The organism is Niallia oryzisoli (genome assembly GCF_043641075.1).
In the GTDB taxonomy this organism is placed as follows: Bacteria; Bacillota; Bacilli; order Bacillales; family Cytobacillaceae; genus Bacillus_BD; species Bacillus_BD oryzisoli_A.
Genome location: NZ_JBHZRC010000001.1, coordinates 1 through 25962, shown reverse-complemented (window position 1 = coordinate 25962; position 25962 = coordinate 1). Strand labels below are relative to the sequence as shown.

The window sequence follows — 25962 nt, the reverse complement described above, 5'->3', positions numbered from 1 at the left end:
TTGTATTCACCTCTCATTCTCTTACTAAAATTTCCCCCTGCCTTTTAAATGTCACAGGTGCCCTGTATTCATTCACAATTTATAAATATATTTTATCGTAAAATAGTATTATTACCTATTAAAACTTTGTGAAATATCTGTTAACACATCAACTTACTGTTATATAAATGTACTATTCTGACGTTTTTTGATTTTTGGAAGCAGGAGAACCGTCCCCCTGCTTCTATTGAAACTCTTTTATTTTTTTCGTTAGCTCGTTAAATTTGTTATCAAGTTCTTTGTATGCTTTATCTTTTGGTGTCATGAAGCTGAGCTTTCCTAGTACTTCCTGTCTTTCGGTTTCAAGCTTTAAGCGTTCTTCTTCCTTGTCATTTACTAGTACGGAATCTACCTTCAATTGTTTATTAATCGTCCCATTTAATATGGACAATTGGATAGTTGTCGTTTTTTCAAGAAAATAACGATCATGTGAAACAACTAAGAGTGTTCCGTTATAATTTGATAAGGTCTGTTCAAGCTGTTCACGAGATGGCAAATCAAGATGATTGGTCGGCTCATCTACTATCAATACATCTTTTTCTTCAAGGATATAGGCCATCAGCTTGCATTTAACTCGCTCTCCCATGCTCATCTTCTGGATTGGCTCAGTCCACTGTGCCGCTGTAAATCCTAAGTGCTTCATTAAATTCTGTACTTTGCCTCTTTCTACAAAGGTTTCTTTATAAAAAAGCTCAGCAGGTGTTTTTTCAATTGGCAGATCAAAGACCTCCTGTGTTAAATAACCAATATCCGCAGACGGTGATACCCATACATCTCCTTCTGCACTTTCCTGCCCCATGATAACCTTCAGCAATGTAGTCTTGCCGCTTCCATTCGGTCCAATAATCGCAATCCTCTCACCATGCTGAATCGTAAAATTGGCATTTTGAAATAAAGATACCCCATTAAAGGACTTGCATAAATTCTTTACCTCTAAAAACCGCTTCCCGATTTTGTTAGTTGCTTTAAGAGAAAATTGTACCTGATAGTCTGGCTCAAGCCGTTCTACCTTGGTCTTTTCTAGTTCATTTTCAAGGCGTTTTCGTTTTGATTTCACCTGCGAATCCAATCGTTTTGCTTTCACGCGGTGATATTCTTTAAAGCCCTCCTGCTTCGTCGATTGAGCATGTGCCTTATTCGACCAGGAAGTGAGTTCATTCATTTGCGCTTCAATTTGATTGATCTTTTTTTGCTGTTTTTCATATTCACGCTGCTGTGTCAATCGTTTCTGTTCCCTTGCCTTCATATAGCTAGAGTAATTACCCCTATGCTCAATCAGCCTTTTATGTTCAATTGACCAAATCTTTGCTGCCACCTTATCTAAAAAATATCGATCATGTGATACAAAGATGATTGTACCTTTATAGCTCATCATAAGGTCTCGAAGAAGTTCCGTGCTAGACTGATCCAGATGGTTAGTCGGCTCATCTAAGAGTAACAACGGCGCTTCCTGAGCAAAGCCTCTGGCTAGTCTAGCTTTCAGCTTTTCTCCACCGCTTAATTGTGAAAAATCATGGGTAGGTACGTCCATTTTTTCTAATAAACAAGCTTCTAATGATGTCATCTCAGTAAAAGAATGTGTCTCCGTTTCCTGTTCAACCATAACAATATCCAGATTGTCTTGCAGCCACAGAATCTCTCCTGTTGTAGGTGCTAATTGATTTTCTAGTAATTGCAGCAAAGTTGATTTGCCTGAACCATTTTTTCCAATAATTCCAATGATATCACCTTGATGAACACTAGCAGTGACGTTTTCAAAAATAACCTGGTCCATTATTTCATAACTAATATTTTGTAATTTAAGTAGTTCTTTCATCCAATCATCCCTTTCTTTAAAGGGAGAATAAAAAAATCCTCCCAAATTAACTGGAAGGATTAGTCGCATTTTAATAAATCTAAATAAACTATTATCGTAAATAGCTTAATTTTTTAGTATTGAAAAATGGGCAGACTAATCCTATTTTAACTGATTTGAAATATGCTATTTCAAACTGTAAAAAATAAGATTAGTTAATCATCGTCCACCCATCACCTCTTTTTTGATTTGTATCTTCATAATAACATACCTTTAGTTGAATTTAAACTGTTCCAAAAAAATGGGTTTCCATACTATCTACGTTTAATTTGCTCTATAGGTATGAAAAGGAAGCCGGTAGCATTCCTCCCGGCTTTTACACCTTACTTTTGGTCCCATAGATATTTTACGACCGCCTGATACTCTTCCTCTGTTAAAGATCCAGGTGCTGACAATGGCATTCTTTCCGATACATATGCAAATAGTTCCTCTTGCGTCTTATAGCTTGATTGGATTACGGCAGCATCTAATTTCGTATGTCCTCCAGAAATGTCTCCTGAACTGTGACAGGAAATACAGCTTTTTTGAAAAACCTCATTCCCGGCAATAGGCTCGGCTGATTCATCAGTGGAAGTACTATTGCTGCCTGTCTGCTCGGTCGATGATGCGGCATCACCGCCTGCCTTTTCGTTACCATTGCATGCACTTACTGCAGCAAAAAGGAAAACAATTAAAAATACCCCAAACAGTCTTCTCAACTCAACACCTCTATCCAAGCGATAATAAACAAAATTAACACTTAAAATATATATTTATTTGGTCTTTTGAATATTCCTTTTGAAGCAGAATCGGACTCGCTATTGAATCGTCAGCAGGTCTGTTTACTTTATAAGTAGCATAAAATAGACTTTTCAATCCAATACGAGAATACTGTTTGAGGACTTTGTTTTTCATATTGTTTCATTTTTAGATATAAGTCTATGCCATCAGAGACATCATGCCATAAATCTGTAAACACATAATCATATTTTCCCGGGCAGATATGTTTTCGTGCATATTCAAAGGCATCCTCTTTGATAATGGTAATCTTATTAGCGTTTTTAAATTGTGGTAATACATATTCTGTAAATAACTTCATAACATCTTCATTGATATCTACTACCGTGATGCTTTCCACATTATCTTTTTCAGAAACCATGTAGGTGTAATAACCAAGCCAAGTCCAAAGGTAAGAACATGGCCAAAAGCTTGGTCAACGGCTTCTTTCATTGTTTCAACTTCATTGGGTGTGACGGTCATCCAAATTCGTTCATTTTCTAAAATAGCTGGAAACTTGAATTCTGTTTCAAAAAATCCGATTTGGGGAATTTGCCTGCCCGCTTTTGTTTGAATGATATCATTACAAACAAAGCCTTCAAATGGTTTATATTTTTCATATTTCAATTCACTATTACCAACTTTTATCGTTGGTATCTTAATATTTTTATAAAACGGATTGTTGTTATAGTCATTTACATCAAGGTGATTCATCCTTTTAAAATAGTTATGAAACAATTCCTTCTCTTCAACATGTCAATGATATCCAGTCCGAATTCAACAGCCAATATGACAGCGAATGCATACTCATATGAAACACCGCTTTTAACAATTTCATTTATTTCCTTTTGATTAATAAGGTCAGGTGCATGATTCAGATAGTTGTTTAGTAAAGCAAAAACTTTATAATTATCCTCAATTATTTCATCGTTTATTACATGATCGCGATCCATATCCTCACCTGATTTAATTAGATATTTGTAATGCCATATTCCTATCGAAACTTTTTGTTAATCAACCTAAATAGATAGGAAATAAAAAAGGCCAGATGATAGCATCATCTGACCCGTTTATCTTAACACATTCCATTCGTTTTGTACTATTTTTTATTTTACCACCATTGCTTATGTATGGTGGAGACGGTGGGAGTCGAACCCACGTCCAAAGATATCGTCACTTAAGCTTCTACGAGTGTAGTCGATATATTTGAGCTTCGCCGCACCATATGCCTATCGACGGGCGTCCGGGCTGGCTAGTCTGATTGTTCTCTTCCTTCATCCTCAGACGGTGAAATCCGGCGTATCCTGCAAAGTTTGGGTCCGCTACCTTACCACGCAGGCAATGGAAGGGCGAACAGCTGACTTAATTAGGCAGCTAAAAGTTGATTTTGTTTGCCAGTTATAGGCTTTGACGTTTTAACGAGGCCGATCCCCTCGACTCGCAACCTAAGCTCGAACTACCCCTGTCGAATCCGTAGCGTCCCCATGATGAGAAAATCGATGATAAACTGAATTATCTTTTCGATTCGCGCCTAATGCGCTGACGTTAGGAATGCTCAAAGGCCGAGCAAAGATTATGTTTGCCAGCTCCTGCTGACATGTATTATCATAACATATATTTTGCTTGTTTCAATTGTAAGTTACTGGGAAATATCTGCTTTCTATCATTGCGTTTTCTTTAAAATACATAATAAACACAGTTTTAATAGCAAAGAATAAGTATGAATTACCTTGATTTCTTATAATAAGAAATAGTACATATCGATGCCATTCCGCAAAAAAAACGGACTTACTACAGTCGATAAGTCCGTTTCAAGGTAATGTTATTTAGTAGCGGTCATTTGTCGTGATGTTGGTAGCTCCTCCCCATTTTCAAACCCTAAAACTTGATAAAATTCATCAAGTCTTTTTATTTGAAAGGTAGGTATTATATCAGCAACATTTGACTTTTCATTAGCATTAAACCAACAGGTGTCAATTCCAGCCTGCAGTCCTCCTTTTATATCTGAGCTTAAGGAGTCGCCAATGATCAAGGTCTCCTCTGCTGAAAAAGTAGAAATCCGCGCAAAAACATAATCAAAATATTCCTTCATCGGCTTTTGGTAACCCGTATCCTCTGAAACAAAAATGTCTTTAAACAAAGGAAATAGCCCCGAATCAGACAAACGTTTGTGCTGAGTTTTAGAAATACCATTCGTAACAATATATAAATCATAATGCTGACGCAGATTTGTAATCAATTCTAACGCACCCTCGATAAGCTGATGTCCTTCATCTAAATAACTGCGGTATTTTTTCTCTAATAAGACTCCATCTACAGCTTGACCTAGTTCTTTAAATAAAAGAGAAAATCGTGTGTTCACTACTTCATCCCGGTTAATTTCTCCTTTTTCAAAGGATTTCCAGAGTCCTTGATTTATCTTTTTATATTGTTCTTCAAGTTGTGGTGTAAAAGAAATTTGCTGCTCCTCAAAAAGCGAGCGCAACGCTGATTTTTCAGCGGCTCCAAAATCCAATAATGTATCATCCACATCAAATAATAAAGTTCGATAGTTCTTCAAATTCAATCTCTCCATATCTATCATTTCTACCATATTTACTATTATAGCATGAAAATATGAAGTTCTTTTTTTCTTACATATCATGGAATCTACATTTTACAGTTAAGGATTCCTCGAAACTAATTTCTCTTTTTTCCAACAGCTGCTAGATATAAGACAAACTCCTCTTCACCGTCTAATTCTAATATTTCATCAATAAGTTTTTGATCATATATCCCGATCGCACATGCTCCTGCGCCAACAGATTCACTAGCAAGATATAGATTTTGGCAAACATGTCCAACATCTATCAGGATTTTTTTGTGAGCGGAAATATCGTACTTCCATTCCGAACGATACGGAGTGGTACTCCATGCAAAGACCACTGCAGCCTTTTTAGCGAAGTTTGGTACAAAGGGCTGTTCTAGCGTAATTTCATCGATTTTCTGGTCCATTTCACTTAATTCAAACATGAATAGTAATTTGTGTTCTACCGGCAGATACCGATAAATGCCTTCCTGAAGTCCCTCAACCCTCTGAATGAATAGATAGGTTTCAAAGGAATGGGTAGCCCCGCTGCATGGAACCGTTCGAAGGGTCAATCCAGCTTTATTTGTGGCTGTAATTCCCTGTGTAGCCCATAATAGATAGGATAATTCCGATAGACTCAATGAGTCTTGGCTATAAAATCTTGTGCTTCTTCGATCCCTAATACAATCAAAAATACTCGCATGTTTTACAGCCTCATCACTTACAGATGGCAGTTCAATGATAGTAGAATTGGGATCATACGGTTTTACTATAGGCGGCTTCTGTATACCTTTCATTTTGTCTGTTTTTATCTTTTTAAATTCTATAAAGTTTGATTTTAATAAATTTCTTTGCAACTCGTATCTTGCCATGATAGTTCCTCCCGTGATGTCTTTCCTATCTACTATAATAGCCTCTTATATAAAATATACTGTGTCCTGTATCACGGTTAGGACTCTAGCTAAACCGCATAATCTTGATAAAGTCCTTTTCTATACATATTGTACCTTTTTGCCTAATCCATTAAAATCAATTCTATCTTGTATGAATGAGGTGGATTTCATTGCAGCTTATAAACGACAAAATAAAAAATCTTCCCTCAACACCTGGGGTCTATCTTATGAAGGATTCGCAAGGAGCGATTATTTATGTCGGCAAATCAAAGAATTTAAAAAGCAGGGTTCAATCTTATTTTTATCAATCGAAAGCACATTCGCGAAAGGTTGAAAAGCTTGTAAAAACCTTAAAAGATTTCGATTATATAGAAACGGATACTGAGTTTGAAGCCTTTATGCTCGAATGCCATTTAATAAAGGAATTAAAGCCTTATTTTAATAAACTAATGAAAAATCCTCGTTCCTATGCGTACATTGTCATCAGAAGGGATGAAGCAATCCCTAGAATTGAAGTCTGTCATAATATGAGTAGGAAGAACAAGGATCATCTATGCTTTGGTCCATATACAAGCAAAAGTACAGCTGAAAAAGCGATCGCAGGATTGAAGGATTGCTATAAAATAAACTGTAACAGCTTCAAAGGGAAGAATTCACCTTGCCTTAATTATACAATTGGATTGTGTATTGGTATGTGCCAAGGCGGTGACGCACTCATCAATTACCATTCCATTATTAATAAACTTATCGCATTACTCAACGGTTCCAACAGTTTTCTGCTTGAGGAAATGAAGGAAAGAATGGTGACTGCAGCGGAAAGCTACGATTTCGAAACAGCGGCCACATATAGAAATAGCATAAATTATATGAACACACTAATTCATAAAGAAAGAATAATAGATTTCACAGAGGAAAATCATAATATCGTTATGCTTGAAAGAATAGATGGAGACCGAAATAAACTCTTTTATGTTAAAAGAAATGAAGTATTATTTAGTGAAACGTACGGTAATACGAAAGAAAATAGTGAGTTTGTTACCCTTATATCTGCAAATATAATGAAGTACTTTCACTCACCCATTACTGATGAAGAGCTTACACCTAATGAAATCGATGAGGCTCAGATTATCTATAACTATATGAAAAGCAATAACTGTAGCTATATTATTATTCAAGACTCATGGCTTGAATCAGAGAGTTTGATTAAAAAGGAAGTTCGGAAATTGGTTTCAAAGAGGAAAAAAAGCTGTATGCCATAGTTTGGAAGCAGGAGAACCGTCCCCTTGCTTCTGCAGATTAACAAAAGCTAAATCCAATGGTTTGGAAGCAGGGAAGCCCCCTGCTTCTTTTATTACAGGTCTTTTGAATTTGTTATAGATTGTTACATCCTGTTATCAATCTGTTATTATCGTTATCTAATTAATATCTCCCTGTCCATGTTCTGTAAAGGTACTATGTTACGATAATTGACATAAATACGAACAAGACAACTTGTGGGAGGTACAAAAATGATTAAGAAACGAAGATGGTTATCAGCTGTCGCGGCAACAGCATTTTTTATAGTCGGAACAAATAATGTTCATGCGGAACAAATTGTTGTACATAAGGGAGACACTTTGTGGGGAATTGCGAAGGAAAATAAAGTATCGGTAGAATCGATTAAGGAATGGAACAATCTTTCAAGTGATTTGATTCATCCAGATGATCTTTTAGAAGTATCCCCTATTAAACATTTACTTGTAACAAAGGGTGATACACTGTGGAACATATCACAAAATTACGGAGTTTCCGTTGATGATTTAAAGACTTGGAATAATCTTGCTACAGACCTTATTCATCCTGGGTTAAATTTAACAATTTATACAAATAACAGTAGTGTGGAAGCTGTTAAAGAAGAAGCAGCATCAGCTGCTGGACAAGCTGTTCAGGATAATCCACAGCCTGCTGAAAGTAATGCTCCAGCTGAAAATCCAACACCAGCGGAGCCGGTAGTACAGGCCGAACCAGCTGCAGCTGCTGAACCAGCAGGTAAGGAAATCATAGTTGAAGCAACTGCCTATACAGCTGAATGTGAAGGCTGTTCAGGGATTACAAAAACAGGTGTAGACCTTAATGCAAACCCAGATGCAAAAGTGATTGCAGTCGATCCAGCGGTTATTCCTTTAGGCTCGAAAGTCTATGTTGAGGGGTATGGATATGCAACAGCTGAAGATATCGGCGGCGGAATTAATGGACACGAAATCGATGTATATGTTCAAAATCAACATGACGCCCTCCAATGGGGAAGAAAACAAGTGAAAGTCACAATTGTAGACTAAGTTAGTAATAGTGAAGTCTTCTATTGTTCTTACAACTAAATTTACGAAAGCCCTGCAACTTTTGCAGGGCTTTTTTACTTACTGAAATAGATGATGCAGGATGCGCTCTTTGTCATCGAAGAATTGTTTCATCATGATATAGTGGTTGGTGTCCTCAAGTTTAGTTTCTGCTATCCCCTCTTCTGATAGCTGTAGAATTTTCGCATCAGGGAAGGCCATGATGATTGGAGAATGGGTTGATATAATAAATTGTGATTCCTGGTTTACTAATTCATTAATCCTAGCCAGCATGGACAGCTGTCTTAATGGTGAGAGCGCTGCTTCAGGCTCATCTAAAATATACAGACCGCGGCCTTGAAACCGCTCCATAAATGTAGCAAAAAAGGCCTCGCCATGTGATTGCTGATGTAAGGATTCCCCTCCAAAACGATCAATAATTCTTCCCCCGCCACCGGGTTCCCTATCTAATTCTTCTATATTAGTAGCTAAATTATAAAAGGATTCTGCTCGAAAAAAAAATTGATCCTCTGCCCTGTACACACCTTTGGCAATTCTTAGATACTGATCAAGATTCGAATGTGAATCATAGCTTGAAAAATTGAAGTTTAATGTCCCGCCTTCCGGGTTAAAGCCTAACGCCACCGCTATTCCCTCAAGCAAAGTAGATTTACCCATTCCATTCTCGCCAACAATATAGGTTACATTTGGATGGAATTCAATTTCGTGCAGGTTTTTCATTACGGGCAGACTAAGAGGAAATTGATCATATGAGGAGATAAGATGTTCATTAAGAAATACACGTTTTACATATTGAGTATCAAAATCTAACTTCATCCTTTTGCTCACCCCTTATACAACAGCTTACCACATAATGCATAGAGGCTGTCCCCAAAAGTGCAGGGACCTCCTTTTTTTACAACCAGTCAATTTTATGCGGCATGGTACTGGATAACAGGTGGTTATGCCTGTAGTTTTGCTCTGGGACAGCCTTTTTGAAGGTCTTAGATTTTCTTTTGTACATCTTCTCTGATTGATTCAATAATATAATCGGGCAGGCTAGCTGGTAAGGATGTACCATCACCTTGGAACACCCAGGTATTGATAATTTCGAGGTCAGCCTTTTTGAAGGTAATGCTATAAATTTGATCCTCATGGGTAAAGTCTGCTGTGACGTACTCTTCACCGTCAAAATCATTGTCGATGATCATGTTGTGTAATTCATATGCTTTCACAATTACTCTCCTTATTTTTCAAAGTTTTGTATTAGGGTTTACCATCGACAAGTAATTTATTCAATCTTCATTTAAAAGATAAAATCCTTCATTTTATTTATTACAAGTAAATCTTCTAATGCATCATGAAGTGATGGAAACATAAATTCAAACCCTTCCTGCATCAACACTGTAGGAATAACCTGCTGTCCTTCCAGCACAAGAGTACTTTTTTTCCCAAGGACGATCCTCATGATCATAGAAGGGACAGGAAACCAATGTGGACGATGGAGGACGGTGCCAATGGTTTGTCCAAACTGACGCATTCTAACGGGTACAGGTGACGTGACATTAACGGCACCGCTTATATTGCTATGTTCTATTGCAAAGAGAATGGACCGTGCTACGTCCTTTACATGCACCCACGACACCCACTGTTTACCAGAACCAACTGTCCCTCCGACAAATAACTTATATGGAAGCACCATCAACGGAAGCGCTCCGCCGGTATTCCCAAGCACCACACCAAATCTCATAGTGACAACCCTAACAGAATGTTCCTCTACCTTTCGCGCGTTTTCCTCCCAATCGGAAACGGTTTTTGCAAGAAAATCAGTTGCTCTTGCAGTCGATTCTTCAGTGTATCGTGCGTCAAAGGAGGCAGGATAAATTCCAATGGCACTCGCGTTTATTAAGACGGTGGGTTGCTTTGGCAAAGCTGTCATGATTCTTAACAGCTCTGCGGTCGCTGACATTCGGCTTTCATAAATCTCTTTTTGATGATTTGCATTCCATCTTCCATTATTAATTGACACACCTGCTAAATTTATTACAGCATCTACATCGCCTAATTCCTTTTCAGGATTGGCACCTTGTTCAAGCCACTTAACATAGGAAATAGAATCAGTTGCTGACCTATCCTTTCTTGTTAAAATGACAATGGAATGACCCTTAGCAAGCAAAAGCTCAGTCAATTTTTGTCCGATAAATCCGGAACCTCCGGCAATAACAATTCTCATCGTACCCCTCCTTTTATCACAAGTGAAAGGACTCCTTTTCAAACAAGCTTATTTTTAATAGTATAATAGCTTTTATTCGATAACAGTCAGTTTATTCCTGCTCGTATACATTAAAAAAGAAGTTCACTTCCCCTGAGGTGAACTTCTTTCCCTTTATTATAAAATTATTGGGTTGTTTACATGATTAACGTCATGTAAAGGAGGCACAAGAAACGTTTATTTTAGCAAAGCTGTGCCCAAATATCGCTTGTGTCTTCAACTGAGTTAAGTTCGATGAGGTTGTAGGCTGCATTAGTGATAGCTTCTGCAAGCGTATCACCGGTTGCTGAGATGTTATTGAAACGAACCTCGGAATTGCCATTGTTTGAGAATTTATAACCAAATTTCTCCAGTCTTTCTACAATGAGCATGGCGTGGCAAAGATTTTGTTCTGGTTGAAATTCAGAGTCATGAATGAAAACTCCTTTTTCATAATCATACCATCTATCCCATCTATTTAACTTCCAACCTAATATTCTACGTGCAATGGAATCTGTTTTTGACATCCTACATTCCTCTTTTCTTTTTAATATTTTTTATTTTTTTGTCATCTGGTGACAGTAGGTAAGTCCATTACAATCTGTTATATGTCACCAATTTCTTTTTATAACTGTTTGATTGTTATAGTACAACTAAAATTGATTAATGAAATTATATAACAGTTTTAACATGATATCTACTATTAATTTGAAATTTTTTGAAAAAAATGTAGTTTTTGATGTTTTCACTATTTCCCCACAAAAATAGACCCTTCCGGTTTGAAAGGGACTAGGTTAATGATAAACATTTATTTTTCAAAATGAAGGTCAATTACCATCACCTCTGAACGGCTTCCCATTCTCAGCGGCGGCCCCCATGTTCCGTATCCCGAAGAGACAAATGAATGCATGGTTCCTTTATGTAAATAACCGCCATCATTTTCAAACAGCATACCGGTTATAAGATTGGCTGGTGCCAGCTGTCCATTGTGAGTATGACCTGAAACCAATAAATCTGTACCATATTTTTCAGCAGAATCCAATTCGTTCGGCTGATGATCCATCATGATTATGGGCTTTTTCTTATCAAAATCCTTTAGCAGTGCTTGAATTTCAAGACGCTCACCTTCTGCTGGATCTTTTCTCCCTGTAAGATAAAATTGGTCATTAATTAAAACCGTTTCATCTCTTAGAACTTGAATTCCCGCTTTTGTTAAATAATGTTCCAGCCTCACAAGATCATTTCCATAGACATCATGGTTACCCGAAATAGCGTACACCCCAAGAGGAGCGTGTAAATTTTGCATAACTGCCTGCATATTATTTTCAAGAAATGGCTCGATATCGTCATCAATAGTATCGCCGGCAAGGAGGATGATATCTGGTTTGACATGATTTGAGATGTTAATTAACTTTTTCAAGTGTGTGACACCGACAATAGGACCTAAGTGAAGGTCCGAGGCAGCGAGGATTTTAATTGCAGGTAGTTCAGATTTCTTCGGTATGTTCACTTCGTAATGACGAACAATGGGATTCCAAGCATTATAGGTGCCCACACTAAAGATAATAGCAAAGAACAGGATTATTCCAAGCCCAATCCACTGAATACCTTTCCTTTTAAAAATAAAATACAGTAGGTTGGCTATTGGCAGCAGAATGAGGCTGTAGCCAATTATCGCCATCCAAAACCCGCTGATCCAGGCAAATAACGGAATCGTAACTGTTCGTGCTAGAAAAGGGGAAGCCGCTAACATAATGAAGAGAAAATAAAAGGATTTTTGATACTTCCCCTTTGTGTACGTTTTCAGCCACACCCAGACGTTTTTACCGATGTAAATACAGAGGAGACTATAGACGATGACGAATAGAAGAACAAATAGAATAGTAGGTAGTGACATGGGTTCTTCTCACCTCTTTTTTGTATTAATTCTTGTATAGAATTATCTCTGCTTTCTTTGAACTTGTTTGATCGAAAAAATGACAATTCACATTATACAGTATATCTTGGTCATAAACACAGTAGCTAATAGTTACCCTTAACAAAAAAGCTGAAAGTCTGATACAACAGACATTCAGCTTCTCGCACTATTCTTATATGCCCCTATTTAGAAGCAGGAAACTGTACATTCGTTTAGGTATTTAAATCCCGTTTTTGGAAGGCTATATAAGTGAGCGTGATTAATCCAATTATGAGCATGGCTGTAAGGACAATGTAGATTGTTTCGAGTCCACTGCCGTAGATAACGTTTTTGGCTTCGAAATATTTAAACGGTGTTAGGTATTTTAAACCTTCGATGTTCTCATTTAAATCGATCAAAATAGAGAGCATGTAGGTTACTAAAAGGATAATTGATGCTTGTGACACTGCTGCTTTTGGTTTCTTTTTAACTGATGAGAGTGCGCTGCCGATAACCATAAACAACACCTGTAATAAAAACATACCAATCATCGTTCCCACGATAGCTTTATTCACCTCTTCACCGTTATTGTTGTAATGTCCCAGGATAGCAAACAATGACACAGAGGTTACTAGATTAAAAACTAAAATATTCGTAAAAGCGGCTGCTAACTTTGCCGAAATAACCGAGTTTCTTGAGACAGGCTTGACAAATAAGAACTCAGACGTTTTGTCACTCTCCTCTTTCGCAATGATAGTGGCACCAAGCATCGCCGCATGAATGGTGGCCATTAATAACAAGTAGAGAAACAGGATTGAATAGTATCCAACAAGTGTTGATAAATCGACATCACTAAATCCCAGCACTGCCCTCAATGATTTTGGAATTCCTGAGACTAGGTCATTAATCGATTGTCCTTGTGAGGAGTAGGCTTCATATTTGCCCATCCCTGATACAACCATCAGGACAACGCCAATACTCCAAATGATAAGAGACTTTCTATGGGACTTCAATTCTTTTAAATATATATTCATGATTCTATCCTCCATTAGCTTGTGACAAACAAGCTGGACTACTTAAACAGAATGGATATCCTTTTTCGTATAAACGACATAGCTAGAAATAACCGCAATGATGATGATAACAACACCTGCAAACAAAAAGGCTGCTTCGTATTCAGCATGCTTCACAATATAAGCGGTATCATAATATTTAAATGGAGATAAATACCGTTTGGCATCTTCCCCTGTCGTGTCACTGAACATTCCAAGAAAATAAAAGGCAAATACCGTTCCGAGAGACACCGGGAGAACGGATTTTAATTTTGGAATCATGACCGAAAGCATGAAACCTATTGCTAAAAAGATTAGTTGAACGAAAAACATGGTTAGAGAAAGCATAATAAACACTTTGAAGCTAAAATTCTCATTCTTGACTTGAAAAGCGATAATACTTGCAGCGGAAAGATACACGAGATTTGTTAGCACAAGGGAGGTGAATGCTGCCAGCAGCTTGGCAGTTACCACTTTTGTCCGTGTAACTGGTTTTGTTAATAGAAAATCAGCTGTTTTTTCCCGCACTTCCTTGCTTATAATTGAAGTTCCAAGATTCATTGCCTGTATAGCACCGCAAAGTGTAATAAAGGTCAACGGAAAACAATAGAAGCCTAGAATCGTAAAGAAGCTTCCAAGGTTAACACCCAATAGATTCCGAACCGTTTCCGGGTAGCCCTCCATTATCTTCGTAAAGGCCTCTGCATCTTTTGCAAAAGAAGGATAGAACGACATAAACAAAACGACCACCATGATTAAGGATATTGACCATATAAACGTTGATTTCCCATTAGCCCGTAATTCATGCAGGAATATATTCATCGTTACTTACGCCTCCTTTTCGTAGTAATGCAGGAATATCTCCTCAAGGTCCGGCTCTTCAATCCAAAGATTCGCAACTGTTAATTCGGATAACTTTTTTAACACTGTATTAATATTGCCTTTAAATAAAAAGCTAATGGTACTTCCGTTCCTTTCTAATTTCGTCACGCCTGGCAGTTGGAAGATGTTAGTTTCCACAAGGCCAATGGTTTCAATTTTAAACTTTTTATAGTTGTTTTCTTTTAATGTTTTAATTTTTTCTACGGTAACAATTTTCCCCTCTTTAATGATGGCGACACGATTACATAATCGTTGGACCTCACTTAAAATATGGGACGAGAATAAAATTGTGGCACCCTTTTTATTTTCCTGCTCGAGTAGTTCAAAGAACTTTTGCTGCATTAACGGGTCAAGCCCGCTAGTTGGCTCATCAAGGATAATCAGCTTTGGCTCATGAAGCAAACCTTGAACAATTCCAACCTTCTTTTTATTTCCTAGCGATAAATCATCAATTTTTTTCGTTAGGTCAAGGTTCATGATTTCCGCTAATTCCTTGATTCGCTGACTGCAGTCTTTTTTATAAAAGCTGGCTGAGTATTTTAACAAATCGATTACCTTCATATTGTCATAATAGAAGACCTCTGAAGGTAGATAGCCAATCTGCTTCTTTATTTCAGGGGCAAATTTGACACAATCCTTGCCAAAAATCTTTGCACTCCCGCTTGTTGGATAAATCAATGACAATAATGTTCGGATGGTCGTCGATTTTCCAGCACCGTTTGGACCGATAAACCCGAAAATCTCCCCTTCTTCTACAGTAAAGCTGACATCTGTGATTCCTCTGGACTTGCCATAGCTCTTGGTAAGGTTGTTGATTTCAATGACATTCATTGTCATGGCCTCCCGATTATTGTTTATAAAAGCATTTCATTAATACTTCAAAATAGTCTTCTGCTTCAAGGCGGACTTTTTCATAATCGATTTCATGTGTTGGTGACAGCTTTGCTTTATAGAGAGCCTCATCGCTCAATTTTTCAAATGTAAAGGTAATAATTTTCAGGACAATTTTTAGATCGACATCTTCTCTGAACTTCGAATAATCAATGTTCTCAAAGAATTTCTCCATATTTATGTCGATAAATTCCTTTTTCTTTTTTTCCAATTCAGCTTTCACTTCTGCTGAATCCTCCAATAGGGCCTCTTCCATAAATTGAAAAATATCCGGATAGCCTGTCAGCAGCTCCATTTTAATCATGACTGCATCCCTCGTGCGCTTAAAAAAATCATCCTCAGATAAATCTACTTTCTGATAAAATTCCTCGACAATCATGTCATAGCAATAGTCAAACAGAAATAAATACAGCTGCTTTTTGTTTTTGAAATAATGAAACAGCAATCCTTTTGAAATCCCTGCCTCTTTTACCATTTCATTGGTCGACGCAAGATCATATCCTTTCTGGGCAAATTCCTTCATCGCCGCATTGACGATACGGTCTTGTTTTTCAGAATCCAAATTTAAAAATTTTGTAAACATGCGCAGCAGCCCCATTCTTTTCATCAAATTTTATGACATTGACCATATCAGTCAATTCCATTTTAATCCCGCTGACCTATCTGGTCAATAGGCGGTTAAACATTATTTTCCAACACTACAGTTAATGTTACAAAAAGTGAAGGGACGGTTCTGCTGCTTCTTTTGAAGCAATAGAACCGTCCCTTTGCTTTATTATTTCATTAACAATTTTTCTATGTCATTTTTTATTTCTTCAGGAGTAGTGGTAGGAGCGAAGCGTTTTACTACGTTTCCATCCTGATCAATTAAGAATTTGGTAAAGTTCCATCTTATGTTTGATCCTTCTAATAGTTCAGGTGCGTTTGTGCTTAAATGTTTGTATAAGCCACTGTTTTTATCAAAGTTTACGTCTTCTGGTGCCTGCTCACGTAAATATTGATATAGCGGATGTGCCTGATCGCCATTTACCTCAATTTTTTGGAAAAGCGGAAATTCTACCTGATAATTTAGTGAGCAAAAGGAGCTGATTTCCTCATCGGTGCCCGGTTCCTGACCGCCGAATTGGTTGCACGGGAAGCCCAGTACTGTAAAACCATTGTCCTTATATGTATCATATAATTTTTCCAAGCCCTCATATTGCGGGGTTAAGCCACATTTACTTGCTGTATTTACAATTAACATTACTTTTCCTTTATAGGTATCGAGACCAATTTCCTCTCCGTTTGATAATGTTGCTTTATAAGTATGAACTGACATCTTTGCACTCTCCTTCTTTTCTTTTTTACGTGAACGGTAAACATAACAGATTTACAATTCAAATTTGGCACCATTCATTTTATCATCTTTATTATTCTTTTCCATTTTTACCAAGCCATAACACAAAAAAACGGGTAAGAGAATAACTCTAAACCCGTTATATTCTTATTCATTCGGAAGCACAAGAACCGTCCCCCTGCTTCTTAAATAGTTTGATTCATTTTTGTTAGTAGTTCTATTTGTTTTTCTTTTAGGATGGGATTGATGTGATAATAGAATGGTTTGTTGGTAGATTTGAGTCCTTTTATTCTTTCTGAGGGTAATTTTTTTAATGCTTTGTTTGCTAGTGGTTCGAGTATTCCGTTTGTTCCCCAAGCGAGTAGAATGGGTCCGTTTGCAGTCGATAATTGAGATTGCAGTTCTTTCTCTCTTTCTACTGAAAATATACTATGAAAATGAAAACCGGAGTCTTCTGCCTCCTGCAATAGTTTCTTAAAATCTTCTGAATTCCCGGCACATAAATCGGATAGATTTAAAATAGAAACACGTGTCCAGTCTTTTACTTTCATTAGCCGCATGACTTGATATTGAGTCGGATCCGGCTTAGCTTCAATGTAAGGAATACAGCTTGGAAGCTCCAGGTTAAGTGTAGGAACAAATGCTTCCTTTCGGATTGGTGAGGATGTTCCCGGATTCATTAGAATCAAGATGGCGTTTACTTCATGATTCAACTGGTTCCCTTTTCGGATAACATATGCGTGGTTTCGGCATGGAAAAACTTTCCCTTTTACCTTCTGATTATAAAAGCTGGCCACGACTTTGAATTCCTTTTTCAGTTGTTCGGCATAAACGTAATCTACCATCTAATACCTCCCGTTCTTCATCTAGAAAATTCTATTCATATGCAACTATATAACAAAGGGCATGCGAAAAAATGCATTCCTTGTATGTAACAAACTTGTTATTTTCATCATCAATTGCTCCAAACTAACAATATATTTCAAAAAAAATCATTTCTCTAATCAAAAATATAAGCATGGGGACGGTTCTTTTGCTTCAAGGAAGCAAAAGAACCGTCCCTATGCTTTATAAATCATAAATCTAATTCACCAAGCTTTTCATGTACTCTATCTCTAGTTAGATTATAAGACTGCCACGAGCTGATATGGGAATACTCGCTTTCTGCTTTTCGTTGTTGAAGCAGCTCCTTTAACCCTGGTATCTGAGGATTTTTTTCATAAAGCTTAATCAGCCCGAGGGTTCCGGTGGACGACAACTCATTTAAATAGTAGATATCTATTTTCTCGGTTTTCTCAAAGCGTGCAATATTACGGTCGACTACAATTTCGTCCATGTTAATGACATTCATACCCGCATAATATATTAGGGCCGCAATAAAGTAGAAATGAAACAAGGATAGTCTCTCTAACCAAATTTTCACTAGAGTATAAGCAAAAATAACGAATAAGAAAATCATAAAGGAATGGACCAGTACTCTTGTGAACGTGAAACCATATGCTTCTTCATACATCGACATACGCATAAAAGCTGAAACAAGCAGAACACCACTGGATAGAACTAAAATGGTCAAAGCTGATCGAATTGAGTTTTTCAGGAACCCATGTGTATGTTTCGTCAAGGTAATGACCGCTGTTGTTACGGATAAGTTAATTAAGGTGACGAATAGTAACTCAAAAAATCCACGGCGTGCATATTCTGCATAGGTGTAGCCGGCTTCCAATGTGCCGCTGAAGAAGTACGTAAATTGAACGGCAACAAATAGGATGTACACTAAATCTAGCAGAACAAGTACAGTTAAAGTAATAATCCCATCTATCGCCACTCCCCTCCATTGAATAGGCTTCATAATTTGAAAATCTTTTTTTAATAGCACCTGTTGATAGCCGAAGAAGCCAAAAGTATAGATTAGGATAATTGCCACACGGAAAATATATTCAACCCGAAAACTTAGCAAATGCGGGATACTACTTATCAATCTTTCAAACTGGGTATCTGCCTCAATTAATAAATTTAATATAATAAATAAAAAGGGGACTGAAATCAGGATTCCAATTAGTATTTTTGTCCCTACAGCAAAGTGCTTGTTACCATGTTTCCCCTTAAACATTGTGGATAGATGTTTTGTAAAAAAGGCGTTGTAGCGAATGCTATCAGCAATACGAATGATCATGCATACAAAGAAAGATAGTTGACTCCCATTCAAGTTCTTTGGAGATGTACTCAAAGCAAGATGAAAGATAACAAGTCCAGGAATCACCAGTATATTCATTCCATAAAAAAGAGTCATGTCATACAAAGCATAGCATGCTGCCAATATCCAGATGATGATTAGTACAAGATATCCCAGCCGCTGGTTTGAGAGTGAAAATAAGCGAAACCTCCAAAAAAATACGGAATAAAAGACTATGATAAACACAAAATAGGAAATACCGATCTGACCTCTAAAGAAAGACTCCTCTGCAAGCACACCAACAAGCAGACACAATAGAAAAAAAATCCAATCCTGCTTTTCCAATTTAATCTCCATGTTCAAAACCTCCTGATTTTATATACATAGATTTTCTATGTATAAGAGTAAAAAAAGAACCATCATTATCGATATTCTACATATATAGTATTTCTATGTAGAATGGTAAAAAAAAGCTTATATAGAAGCTTTTTTCCCCCATTGATAGCTTATCAAACAAACTGGGTATAAAAGAAGTGTAAGCAAAATACAGATAGCCATAAAGCTTTCGTTTAATAAAGGATAAAACCATTTATGCGGTATAATTCGGAAAACCGTTAAACCCATAAGCGTTAGATTCGGAATTAAAGCTAATATGAATGTCTTTTTCATCAGCCTCTTGCCTTTGTGACCAAAGCCCTTGCCTATTTCATAGCCTAGCAATGCCCAGAAAACCATGTAAACCAGCGCAATCAAGATTGGAATTGAGGTTAATTGAGTCCAAAGAGTCGTAAGCCACTTCCAATCAAAGAGATTATGTGCGAGAGTGAAAATGGAGCCACCGCCGAAAAAAAGAATATTAACAGCAATAAATAGCCATTTCATGTTACTCGGCGTAACAGAAAGCTCTTCTTCCCACATGGCAGCAATTTCTTTTGGTGTCCCAAATCTCCTATTCATTTGATCACGGATTTCAGATTCATCATTTATTTGATCAAGTTCTATAAGCAGTTCATTAAGATGGGTTTCATATTCCAAAAGGATGGAAGCCTTTTCTTGATGACCGTTAAGACAATTAGCAAGCTCTGTTAAGAACTCATTCTTTAGCCGTTCCATGATTTTTTCTCCCTATCACCTTGTTAATAACGGAAACAAAGTCATTCCACTCACGGGTTTTTTCTTGAAGCATTTCTTTACCAGCCTCAGTAATACAATAATACTTTCTGGCTGGTCCTTTTTCCTGCTCCTGCCAATAGCACTCGATATATTCCTGCTTTTCAAGCTTATGTAATGCCGGATACAATGTGCCTTCCTTTATAGAAAACTCATTTCCGCTTCGCTTTTCCAGCTCCTTGACAAGCTCGTATCCATACATATCCCGCTCGCCTAACAGCTGTAGCAATAATAGCGATGTACTTCCCTTCACTAACTCACGATCAAACATGTTCTCACCTACCTAGAATTTTTAGGTACATAGGAATTCTATAACTAATTAGTCGACTTGTAAAGCAAATTTTGGGAAAGACTGACGTTCTGCCTTCAAAGATTACAAAAATGTAATGTTTGACCTTGAAACTGTAAGGAGAATCGATGGGGAATAGAATGCTTTTTTTCTAGAATACATCTATGAGTTTTATTTTGGAAGGAGTAGTACGGTATGGAATCAACATTAAATATCCATTTATTTAGAATGATTAATGAATTAGGGAAACACTACACATTCTTAAATCCAGTTATGATTTTCATCGCTGAGTATTTGATCTTATTTTTAGCAGCAATGATTATAATATTTTGGGTTTCTCGGGTTAAAAAGAATAGAATTATGATTTTATGTGCTTCCATTACATTTATCTTGTCCGAGATAACAGGAAAGGTGGCAGGTCTCTTTCACTCAAACAATCAACCCTTTGCCGAGTTATCCGACGTGAATCAATTAATTGAGAAAGCTGTTGATAATTCCTTTCCAAGTGACCATACAATCTTATTTTTTTCGTTTTGTGTTACGTTTTGGCTTTTTAACAAAAAGATCGGATTTTTATGGTTAATTCCCCCTCTTTTTGTAGGAATTTCACGCATCTGGATAGGTGTCCACTATCCCGCAGACGTTCTAACTGGAGCCTTAATTAGCAGCATTGTTGCATTAGTCGTTTTTCAGATCATTCCGAAACAAGACTTCACAAAGAAACTGTTGAACCTTTATGAACGTCTGGAACAATTAATAGTTTCCCAGCTAAAATCCAAAAAGTCTAATTCAAAAGACTACTAATAGGTTGATTACATTCCACAAACAACATAGGGGGGATCTTCAGTAGAAGTCCCCTAGTTGTTGTTTTATTTACTTACTATCAAGCCTTTTACTATTGAAAAATCCGATCAATCTCTCGTATCTCGTCCTCATTCAGCCGAACCTCTAACGTTTTAAGATTTTGCAGAACTTGTTCAGCCCTTTTCGCGCCCGGAATAATCACATCTATAGCCTCACGAGTCAAATACCAAGCCAACACAAGATGAGCCACTTCTGCATCCTTGGTTGACGCCAGCTTGCGGATTTTCTCTACTTTTTCCAGGGTAGATTCAAACAATTCCCTTTCAAAAAACTTCCCACGTTTTTCTGCTAAATTTGTATGTTTATCATATTTTCCTGTCAGTAATCCTGAAGCTAACGGGAAGTATGGGATAAAGGAAATTTTATTTTCTACTACATATGGAAACAACTCCTTCTCAGCCTCACGATTTAATAGATTATACTCGTTCTGAATAACATCAACATAGCCATCTTTATTCGCTTCTAGTAATTGATCCATGGAAAAATTCGATACCCCAATTGAGCGTATTTTCCCTTCATCCTTCAGCTGCTTCAATGCCCCGACCGCTTCATCCTTTGGTGTATCCTGGTCAGGAAAATGTATGTAAAATAAATCGATATAGTCTGTTTGAAGGCGTTGTAAGGCTTCCTCTACTGACTGCTTTAAAAAAGCAGGCGAATTATTTACTTTTATTTCATTCCCAATAAATTGATGAGCAGCTTTTGTGGCAATCACGATTTCAGATCGATTCGCCCTTTCCTTTATGACTTCACCGATAATTTCTTCAGAGCGTTTGGGACCATACATATAGGCTGTATCAATAAAGTTAATCCCATTCTCTAAGCCTGAACGTACTAATTCTCTGCCTGCCTCTTCATCTAGATTTGGGAATATATTATGACCTCCGACCGCATTCGTACCCAATCCAATCGGATGAACATAAAGCTCTGTTTTTCCAATTTGAACTTTCTTCTCCACTGACAATCATCTCCTTAATACATACTAACTTCATCATACCAAACTGCTTGAACGAACCAAAAAAGATTGACTTTATTCTTTCAAAAATAGTAAAGAGCTATAAACATACATAAAATAAACATCTTTGGTAAATATAACTAGCAATGCTTGGTTTACAAAATATTTAGGAAGAATTCCATTTGAAATGAGGAGGAATGTTATGAACTATCGTCGTTTATGGATAACATTAAGTTTAGTAATCATTCTATCTTTTGCTATTTTAGGTTATTTTGGTGGTCGTATTTATCAGGTTATGCCTCCCGTTCCTGAACTTGTTGTTACAGAAGATGGTACTGTACTATTTACAGGCCAAGATATTAAAGATGGTCAAAATGTATGGCAATCCATTGGAGGTCAGGAGGTAGGAAGTATTTGGGGACATGGGGCTTATGTCGCTCCTGACTGGAATGCAGATTGGCTCCATCGGGAATCACTGTTTATTTTGAATAAATGGGGAAAAGCAGAGTTTGGGAAGGACTTTGAAGGCTTAAATGAAGAGCAGCAAGCCCAATTGAAAGCCCGCTTAAAGAAGGAAATACGGACGAATACCTTTGATAAGGAAACTAAAACACTTGTCATTTCAAATGATCGTGCAGATGCCTTTCAATATTTAAATAATTATTATACAGGATTATTTATGGATGATCCGGATTTTACCGAGCTTCGTGATCAATATGCCATCCCAAAGAATACGGTAAAGGATACTGAACGGATGAGCGCAATGAATACCTTTTTCTTTTGGAGTACATGGGCAGCGGCAACAAATCGCCCTGGAAGCGATATTACCTATACAAATAACTGGCCAAATGAAGATTTAATTGATAATAAACCAACTGGCGAAATGGTCGTTTGGTCTGTTGTAAGTTTTGTTATGCTATTGGCAGGAGTCGGTGCTTTAGCTTGGTATTTTGCAGTCCAAAGGCAAAAGGAACCGCATATTGAGGAGGTGTATCCAGAAAAGGATCCATTATTGGCACTATCCCCAACACCTTCTATGAAAGCGACCCTAAAATATTTCTGGGTTGTCGCGGCTTTATTTGTCGTCCAAATTGCACTAGGGGTACTTTCTGCCCATTACGCAGTGGAAGGCTCTGGTTTGTATGGCATTCCGATTCAAGAATGGATCCCCTATTCTGTTGTGCGTACATGGCATACCCAATTGGGAATTTTGTGGATTGCAACCGCTTGGCTTGCTACCGGTTTGTTCATGGCCCCTGCTGTTTCAGGTCATGAACCAAAATTTCAACGGGCACTCGTAAACTTTCTATTTGTTTGCCTATTAATAATTGTTGTGGGTTCGATGGCTGGACAATGGATGGGTGTGTTTCAGAAATTCGACCTTGCAACAAACTTCTGGTTTGGCCACCAGGGGTATGAATATGTAGATTTAGGTCGTTTCTGGCAGCTTTTCTTAACAATTGGTCTATTCCTCTGGTTATATTTAATGGGGAGAGCCCTGTTACCTGCCTTTAAAAAATCGAAAGAGGACCGTCATCTCTTAATGATGTTTATCATTGCTGCAACTGCAATTCCACTATTCTATATCCCAGGTTTATTATGGGGTCAGCAAACCCATTTATCCATGGCTGAATATTGGCGCTGGTGGGTTGTGCATTTATGGGTAGAAGGATTTTTTGAAGTATTTGCGACGGTTGTTATGGCCTTTCTTTTTACCAGAATGGGACTTTTACGTACAACAACTGCAACGGCGTCTGTACTTTTTTCAACGATTATTTTCTTATTTGGAGGCATCATTGGAACGTTTCATCACCTATACTTCAGCGGAACACCGATGGGAGTTATGGCCTTTGGGGCTGTTTTCAGTGCATTAGAGGTTGTACCGCTTGTGTTAATCGGATTTGAAGCCTATGAAAATCTGACACATAGCCGTGTTAAGCCATGGGTCAAAGCCTATAAGTGGCCAATCTATTGTTTCGTGGCAGTCGCTTTTTGGAATTTAGTAGGTGCCGGTCTTTTCGGATTTTTTATCAACCCTCCGATTGCGCTTTATTATATGCAAGGACTTAATACAACACCGGTACATGGACATACGGCCCTTTTTGGTGTTTACGGAGTTCTTGGCATCGGGCTCATGCTGTTCTGTTTAAAAGGCTTGACAGGTCAAAAGGTATGGAAAACAAAAATGCTCAGCTTTGCTTTTTGGGCTATTAATATCGGACTTGCGTTAATGGTTCTATTAAGTCTCCTTCCAGTTGGACTTATGCAGACATGGGCTAGCGTTGAGCACGGAATGTGGTATGCTAGGTCTGCTGATTTCCTCCATCAGGATACGGTACAAACCTTTATTTGGCTTAGAATGATTGGAGATACCATTTTTGGAATAGGAGCCCTTGCACTTGGATGGTTCATTCTAGGATTAAAAACAGGCTGGTCTATTAAAGATAGTCGTAACGAGATCAAACAATAAGAAAAAGTTAAACACTGTTAAAAGTATGGTATGAAAGTACCATGCTTTTTTGTCGATAAATTTAACTCATCCTTACGGCACAGTTTGTTCCACATTCTGTAAAACTATGAAGTTTATCAGCTGTTGGAATCTGTCAATAGATGTAGAAGAACCGACCTCTGTCTGTGCCTTTTTATTATTTATATGACAATAGGTAGATACCTTGTACAGCATGGGGGTCTGTAACATAATCTGTATCTCAGGAAGGGGATGGTTTTAATGGGTAAAAAGAGAAAAGTAAAAGTTAAGAATAAATTTCATCCTAATTTTATGCCACACATTGAGGTGAAACCCACGATTCAACTTAATGGTGGAAGTAATAATAGTTTGACGAATGTTACAGGTGCATGTGAATGCAGCGGTTCCACAAAAGCAGGAATCATTCGAGCAAATATTTCTCCTAACAATTCCACTTCTAACAGTCAAATTACAGTTAAAACGAAACATCAATTTACTCCAACAAGTTTTAATCCTCCTGTTAGTTATTCAACACCTGAAGGGATATACTTACTATCTTCTGGAACTGGTATGGCTACAAATCCTAAAACAGGAGAACACACTACCGGAATCTTTACGCTTCTTTTACAACAAAATCAAATCGGAAGACACCATTCAGCGCGTTTTATGTATTCCGGTATTAATCCTAAAAATGGAAAATTACTAACAATATCTAAAATCAAACAGCTTGCTAATCAAGACCTAACGATTTCTCTTTGTGCAAATTGTACCGGAGGAACTTCACCAAATCTGATTCAACAACCACAACAACCACAGCAAGCAGTGAATCCTGCTAACCAGGTTTTACCTATTTCTAACAATGTCGAATCCATTACAATCATTTTAGAGAACATCAAATCACTTTCCATTAACCACACTAATGACTTCTCCACTGACCAAAAGGCTGAAAGTTCGCATACAAGTGACAATGCAGCAAAGCCTGTCAATAATGCGGTTGAAGGTCCATCTATTGTTGAGATGACTAAAGATTTGACAGACGATCATTTAGTTGAAGGCTCAGCTGCCAGTGAACCATCTAGAGATTTGGATGTTACCGACCAAGTTGAAACAAATAATGAGAATATTCCTAATAACACTGACGTGGACTTACCTGACGATGAGACTGCGCTAGAGGTTGCTGATAGCGATAACACTGAGGTCGACTTACCTGCTGATGAGACTGCGCTAGAGCTTGCTGATAGCGATAACACTGAGGTCGACTTACCTGCTGATGAGACTGCGCTAGAGCTTGCTGATAGCGATAACACT

General features: G+C 37.6%; 27 protein-coding genes and 1 other RNA gene. 5 read left to right on the top strand and 23 right to left on the bottom strand.

Features of this window, described 5'->3' with window-relative positions; translation table 11 throughout:
* Window positions 1–223 precede the first annotated feature (223 nt).
* From abc-f to ACHUFV_RS00105, 8 genes are all read right to left on the bottom strand, one after another.
* Entirely contained in the window at window positions 224–1855 is a 1632-nt protein-coding gene (gene abc-f, locus ACHUFV_RS00140; protein WP_394231289.1) for a ribosomal protection-like ABC-F family protein, read from the bottom strand.
* Between the two features lie 362 nt (window positions 1856–2217).
* Window positions 2218–2592, bottom strand: a complete 375-nt coding sequence (locus ACHUFV_RS00135) for a c-type cytochrome (protein ID WP_394231287.1) — start codon at window positions 2590–2592, stop codon at window positions 2218–2220.
* Between the two features lie 128 nt (window positions 2593–2720).
* Window positions 2721–2972 carry a hypothetical protein gene (locus ACHUFV_RS00130; protein WP_394231285.1) on the bottom strand — a complete coding sequence of 84 codons (252 nt, stop codon included), beginning with the start codon at window positions 2970–2972 and terminating at the stop codon, window positions 2721–2723.
* Between the two features lie 20 nt (window positions 2973–2992).
* Window positions 2993–3364 carry a hypothetical protein gene (locus ACHUFV_RS00125; RefSeq protein WP_394231284.1) on the bottom strand — a complete coding sequence of 124 codons (372 nt, stop codon included), beginning with the start codon at window positions 3362–3364 and terminating at the stop codon, window positions 2993–2995.
* On the bottom strand, window positions 3361–3603 hold the full coding sequence (locus ACHUFV_RS00120; RefSeq protein WP_394231282.1) for a hypothetical protein: 243 nt from the start codon (window positions 3601–3603) through the stop codon (window positions 3361–3363). Before ACHUFV_RS00120 ends, ACHUFV_RS00125 begins: the two co-directional genes overlap by 4 nt.
* Window positions 3604–3781: 178 nt before the next feature.
* Window positions 3782–4134, bottom strand: a transfer-messenger RNA (tmRNA) gene (gene ssrA / locus ACHUFV_RS00115).
* A gap of 338 nt (window positions 4135–4472) precedes the next feature.
* Window positions 4473–5210 carry a YjjG family noncanonical pyrimidine nucleotidase gene (locus ACHUFV_RS00110; protein WP_394233325.1) on the bottom strand — a complete coding sequence of 246 codons (738 nt, stop codon included), beginning with the start codon at window positions 5208–5210 and terminating at the stop codon, window positions 4473–4475.
* A 119-nt stretch (window positions 5211–5329) separates the two neighbouring features.
* Window positions 5330–6091, bottom strand: a complete 762-nt coding sequence (locus tag ACHUFV_RS00105) for a SagB/ThcOx family dehydrogenase (RefSeq protein ID WP_394231281.1) — start codon at window positions 6089–6091, stop codon at window positions 5330–5332.
* A gap of 248 nt (window positions 6092–6339) precedes the next feature.
* Between ACHUFV_RS00105 and ACHUFV_RS00100 the strand changes: the two genes are divergently transcribed.
* Together ACHUFV_RS00100 and ACHUFV_RS00095 are read left to right on the top strand one after the other, a co-directional pair.
* Entirely contained in the window at window positions 6340–7371 is a 1032-nt protein-coding gene (locus tag ACHUFV_RS00100; protein ID WP_394231279.1) for a GIY-YIG nuclease family protein, read from the top strand.
* A 249-nt stretch (window positions 7372–7620) separates the two neighbouring features.
* Window positions 7621–8430 (top strand): 3D domain-containing protein, encoded by an 810-nt coding sequence (locus ACHUFV_RS00095; RefSeq protein ID WP_394231277.1) that lies wholly within the window; start codon window positions 7621–7623, stop codon window positions 8428–8430.
* A gap of 78 nt (window positions 8431–8508) precedes the next feature.
* Here ACHUFV_RS00095 and ACHUFV_RS00090 read toward each other — a convergent pair whose 3' ends face one another.
* The 14 genes from ACHUFV_RS00090 to ACHUFV_RS00025 all read right to left on the bottom strand — a co-directional run bounded on the left by ACHUFV_RS00090 (window position 8509) and on the right by ACHUFV_RS00025 (window position 20350).
* Entirely contained in the window at window positions 8509–9264 is a 756-nt protein-coding gene (locus ACHUFV_RS00090) for an AAA family ATPase (RefSeq protein WP_394231275.1), read from the bottom strand.
* A 167-nt stretch (window positions 9265–9431) separates the two neighbouring features.
* Window positions 9432–9662, bottom strand: a complete 231-nt coding sequence (locus ACHUFV_RS00085) for a hypothetical protein (protein WP_394231273.1) — start codon at window positions 9660–9662, stop codon at window positions 9432–9434.
* Window positions 9663–9733: 71 nt separating this feature from the next.
* A complete protein-coding gene (locus ACHUFV_RS00080; RefSeq protein ID WP_394231271.1) occupies window positions 9734–10660 on the bottom strand; it encodes a TIGR01777 family oxidoreductase in 927 nt (308 codons plus the stop codon).
* A 221-nt stretch (window positions 10661–10881) separates the two neighbouring features.
* Entirely contained in the window at window positions 10882–11205 is a 324-nt protein-coding gene (locus ACHUFV_RS00075) for a BC1872 family protein (protein ID WP_394231269.1), read from the bottom strand.
* A 281-nt stretch (window positions 11206–11486) separates the two neighbouring features.
* The gene (locus ACHUFV_RS00070) at window positions 11487–12575 is read right to left on the bottom strand and encodes a metallophosphoesterase (RefSeq protein WP_394231267.1); all 1089 of its coding nucleotides are present in this window, start codon (window positions 12573–12575) and stop codon (window positions 11487–11489) included.
* 233 nt (window positions 12576–12808) lie between these two features.
* The gene (locus ACHUFV_RS00065; RefSeq protein ID WP_394231266.1) at window positions 12809–13609 is read right to left on the bottom strand and encodes an ABC transporter permease subunit; all 801 of its coding nucleotides are present in this window, start codon (window positions 13607–13609) and stop codon (window positions 12809–12811) included.
* Window positions 13610–13651: 42 nt separating this feature from the next.
* Window positions 13652–14449: an ABC transporter permease subunit gene (locus ACHUFV_RS00060; protein WP_394231264.1), complete on the bottom strand. Its 798-nt coding sequence runs from the start codon at window positions 14447–14449 to the stop codon at window positions 13652–13654.
* Window positions 14450–14455: 6 nt separating this feature from the next.
* Window positions 14456–15340, bottom strand: a complete 885-nt coding sequence (locus tag ACHUFV_RS00055) for an ABC transporter ATP-binding protein (RefSeq protein WP_394231262.1) — start codon at window positions 15338–15340, stop codon at window positions 14456–14458.
* Window positions 15341–15356: 16 nt separating this feature from the next.
* Window positions 15357–16007, bottom strand: a complete 651-nt coding sequence (locus ACHUFV_RS00050) for a TetR/AcrR family transcriptional regulator (protein ID WP_394231261.1) — start codon at window positions 16005–16007, stop codon at window positions 15357–15359.
* A gap of 168 nt (window positions 16008–16175) precedes the next feature.
* A complete protein-coding gene (locus ACHUFV_RS00045) occupies window positions 16176–16718 on the bottom strand; it encodes a glutathione peroxidase (protein WP_394231259.1) in 543 nt (180 codons plus the stop codon).
* Window positions 16719–16921: 203 nt separating this feature from the next.
* Window positions 16922–17581, bottom strand: a complete 660-nt coding sequence (locus ACHUFV_RS00040) for a hypothetical protein (RefSeq protein WP_394231257.1) — start codon at window positions 17579–17581, stop codon at window positions 16922–16924.
* 230 nt (window positions 17582–17811) lie between these two features.
* A complete protein-coding gene (locus tag ACHUFV_RS00035) occupies window positions 17812–19266 on the bottom strand; it encodes a DUF4153 domain-containing protein (protein WP_394231255.1) in 1455 nt (484 codons plus the stop codon).
* A gap of 117 nt (window positions 19267–19383) precedes the next feature.
* The gene (locus tag ACHUFV_RS00030) at window positions 19384–20022 is read right to left on the bottom strand and encodes an HAAS signaling domain-containing protein (RefSeq protein ID WP_394231254.1); all 639 of its coding nucleotides are present in this window, start codon (window positions 20020–20022) and stop codon (window positions 19384–19386) included.
* The gene (locus ACHUFV_RS00025) at window positions 20003–20350 is read right to left on the bottom strand and encodes a PadR family transcriptional regulator (RefSeq protein ID WP_394231252.1); all 348 of its coding nucleotides are present in this window, start codon (window positions 20348–20350) and stop codon (window positions 20003–20005) included. The genes ACHUFV_RS00030 and ACHUFV_RS00025 overlap by 20 nt, the downstream gene beginning before the upstream one ends.
* Before the next feature lie 213 nt (window positions 20351–20563).
* On the opposite strand from ACHUFV_RS00025, the gene ACHUFV_RS00020 reads away from it, so the two are divergent.
* Window positions 20564–21172, top strand: coding sequence for an undecaprenyl-diphosphatase (locus tag ACHUFV_RS00020; protein ID WP_394231250.1), 609 nt, complete (start codon window positions 20564–20566; stop codon window positions 21170–21172).
* A gap of 91 nt (window positions 21173–21263) precedes the next feature.
* Here ACHUFV_RS00020 and ACHUFV_RS00015 read toward each other — a convergent pair whose 3' ends face one another.
* A complete protein-coding gene (locus ACHUFV_RS00015) occupies window positions 21264–22190 on the bottom strand; it encodes an aldo/keto reductase (protein ID WP_394231248.1) in 927 nt (308 codons plus the stop codon).
* A 199-nt stretch (window positions 22191–22389) separates the two neighbouring features.
* Here ACHUFV_RS00015 and ACHUFV_RS00010 point away from each other — a divergent pair, with 199 nt between their 5' ends.
* Together ACHUFV_RS00010 and ACHUFV_RS00005 are read left to right on the top strand one after the other, a co-directional pair.
* Window positions 22390–24657 (top strand): nitric-oxide reductase large subunit, encoded by a 2268-nt coding sequence (locus ACHUFV_RS00010; RefSeq protein WP_394231247.1) that lies wholly within the window; start codon window positions 22390–22392, stop codon window positions 24655–24657.
* 258 nt (window positions 24658–24915) lie between these two features.
* On the top strand, window positions 24916–25962 hold a 1047-nt coding region (locus ACHUFV_RS00005), incomplete at its 3' end, for a hypothetical protein (RefSeq protein ID WP_394231245.1).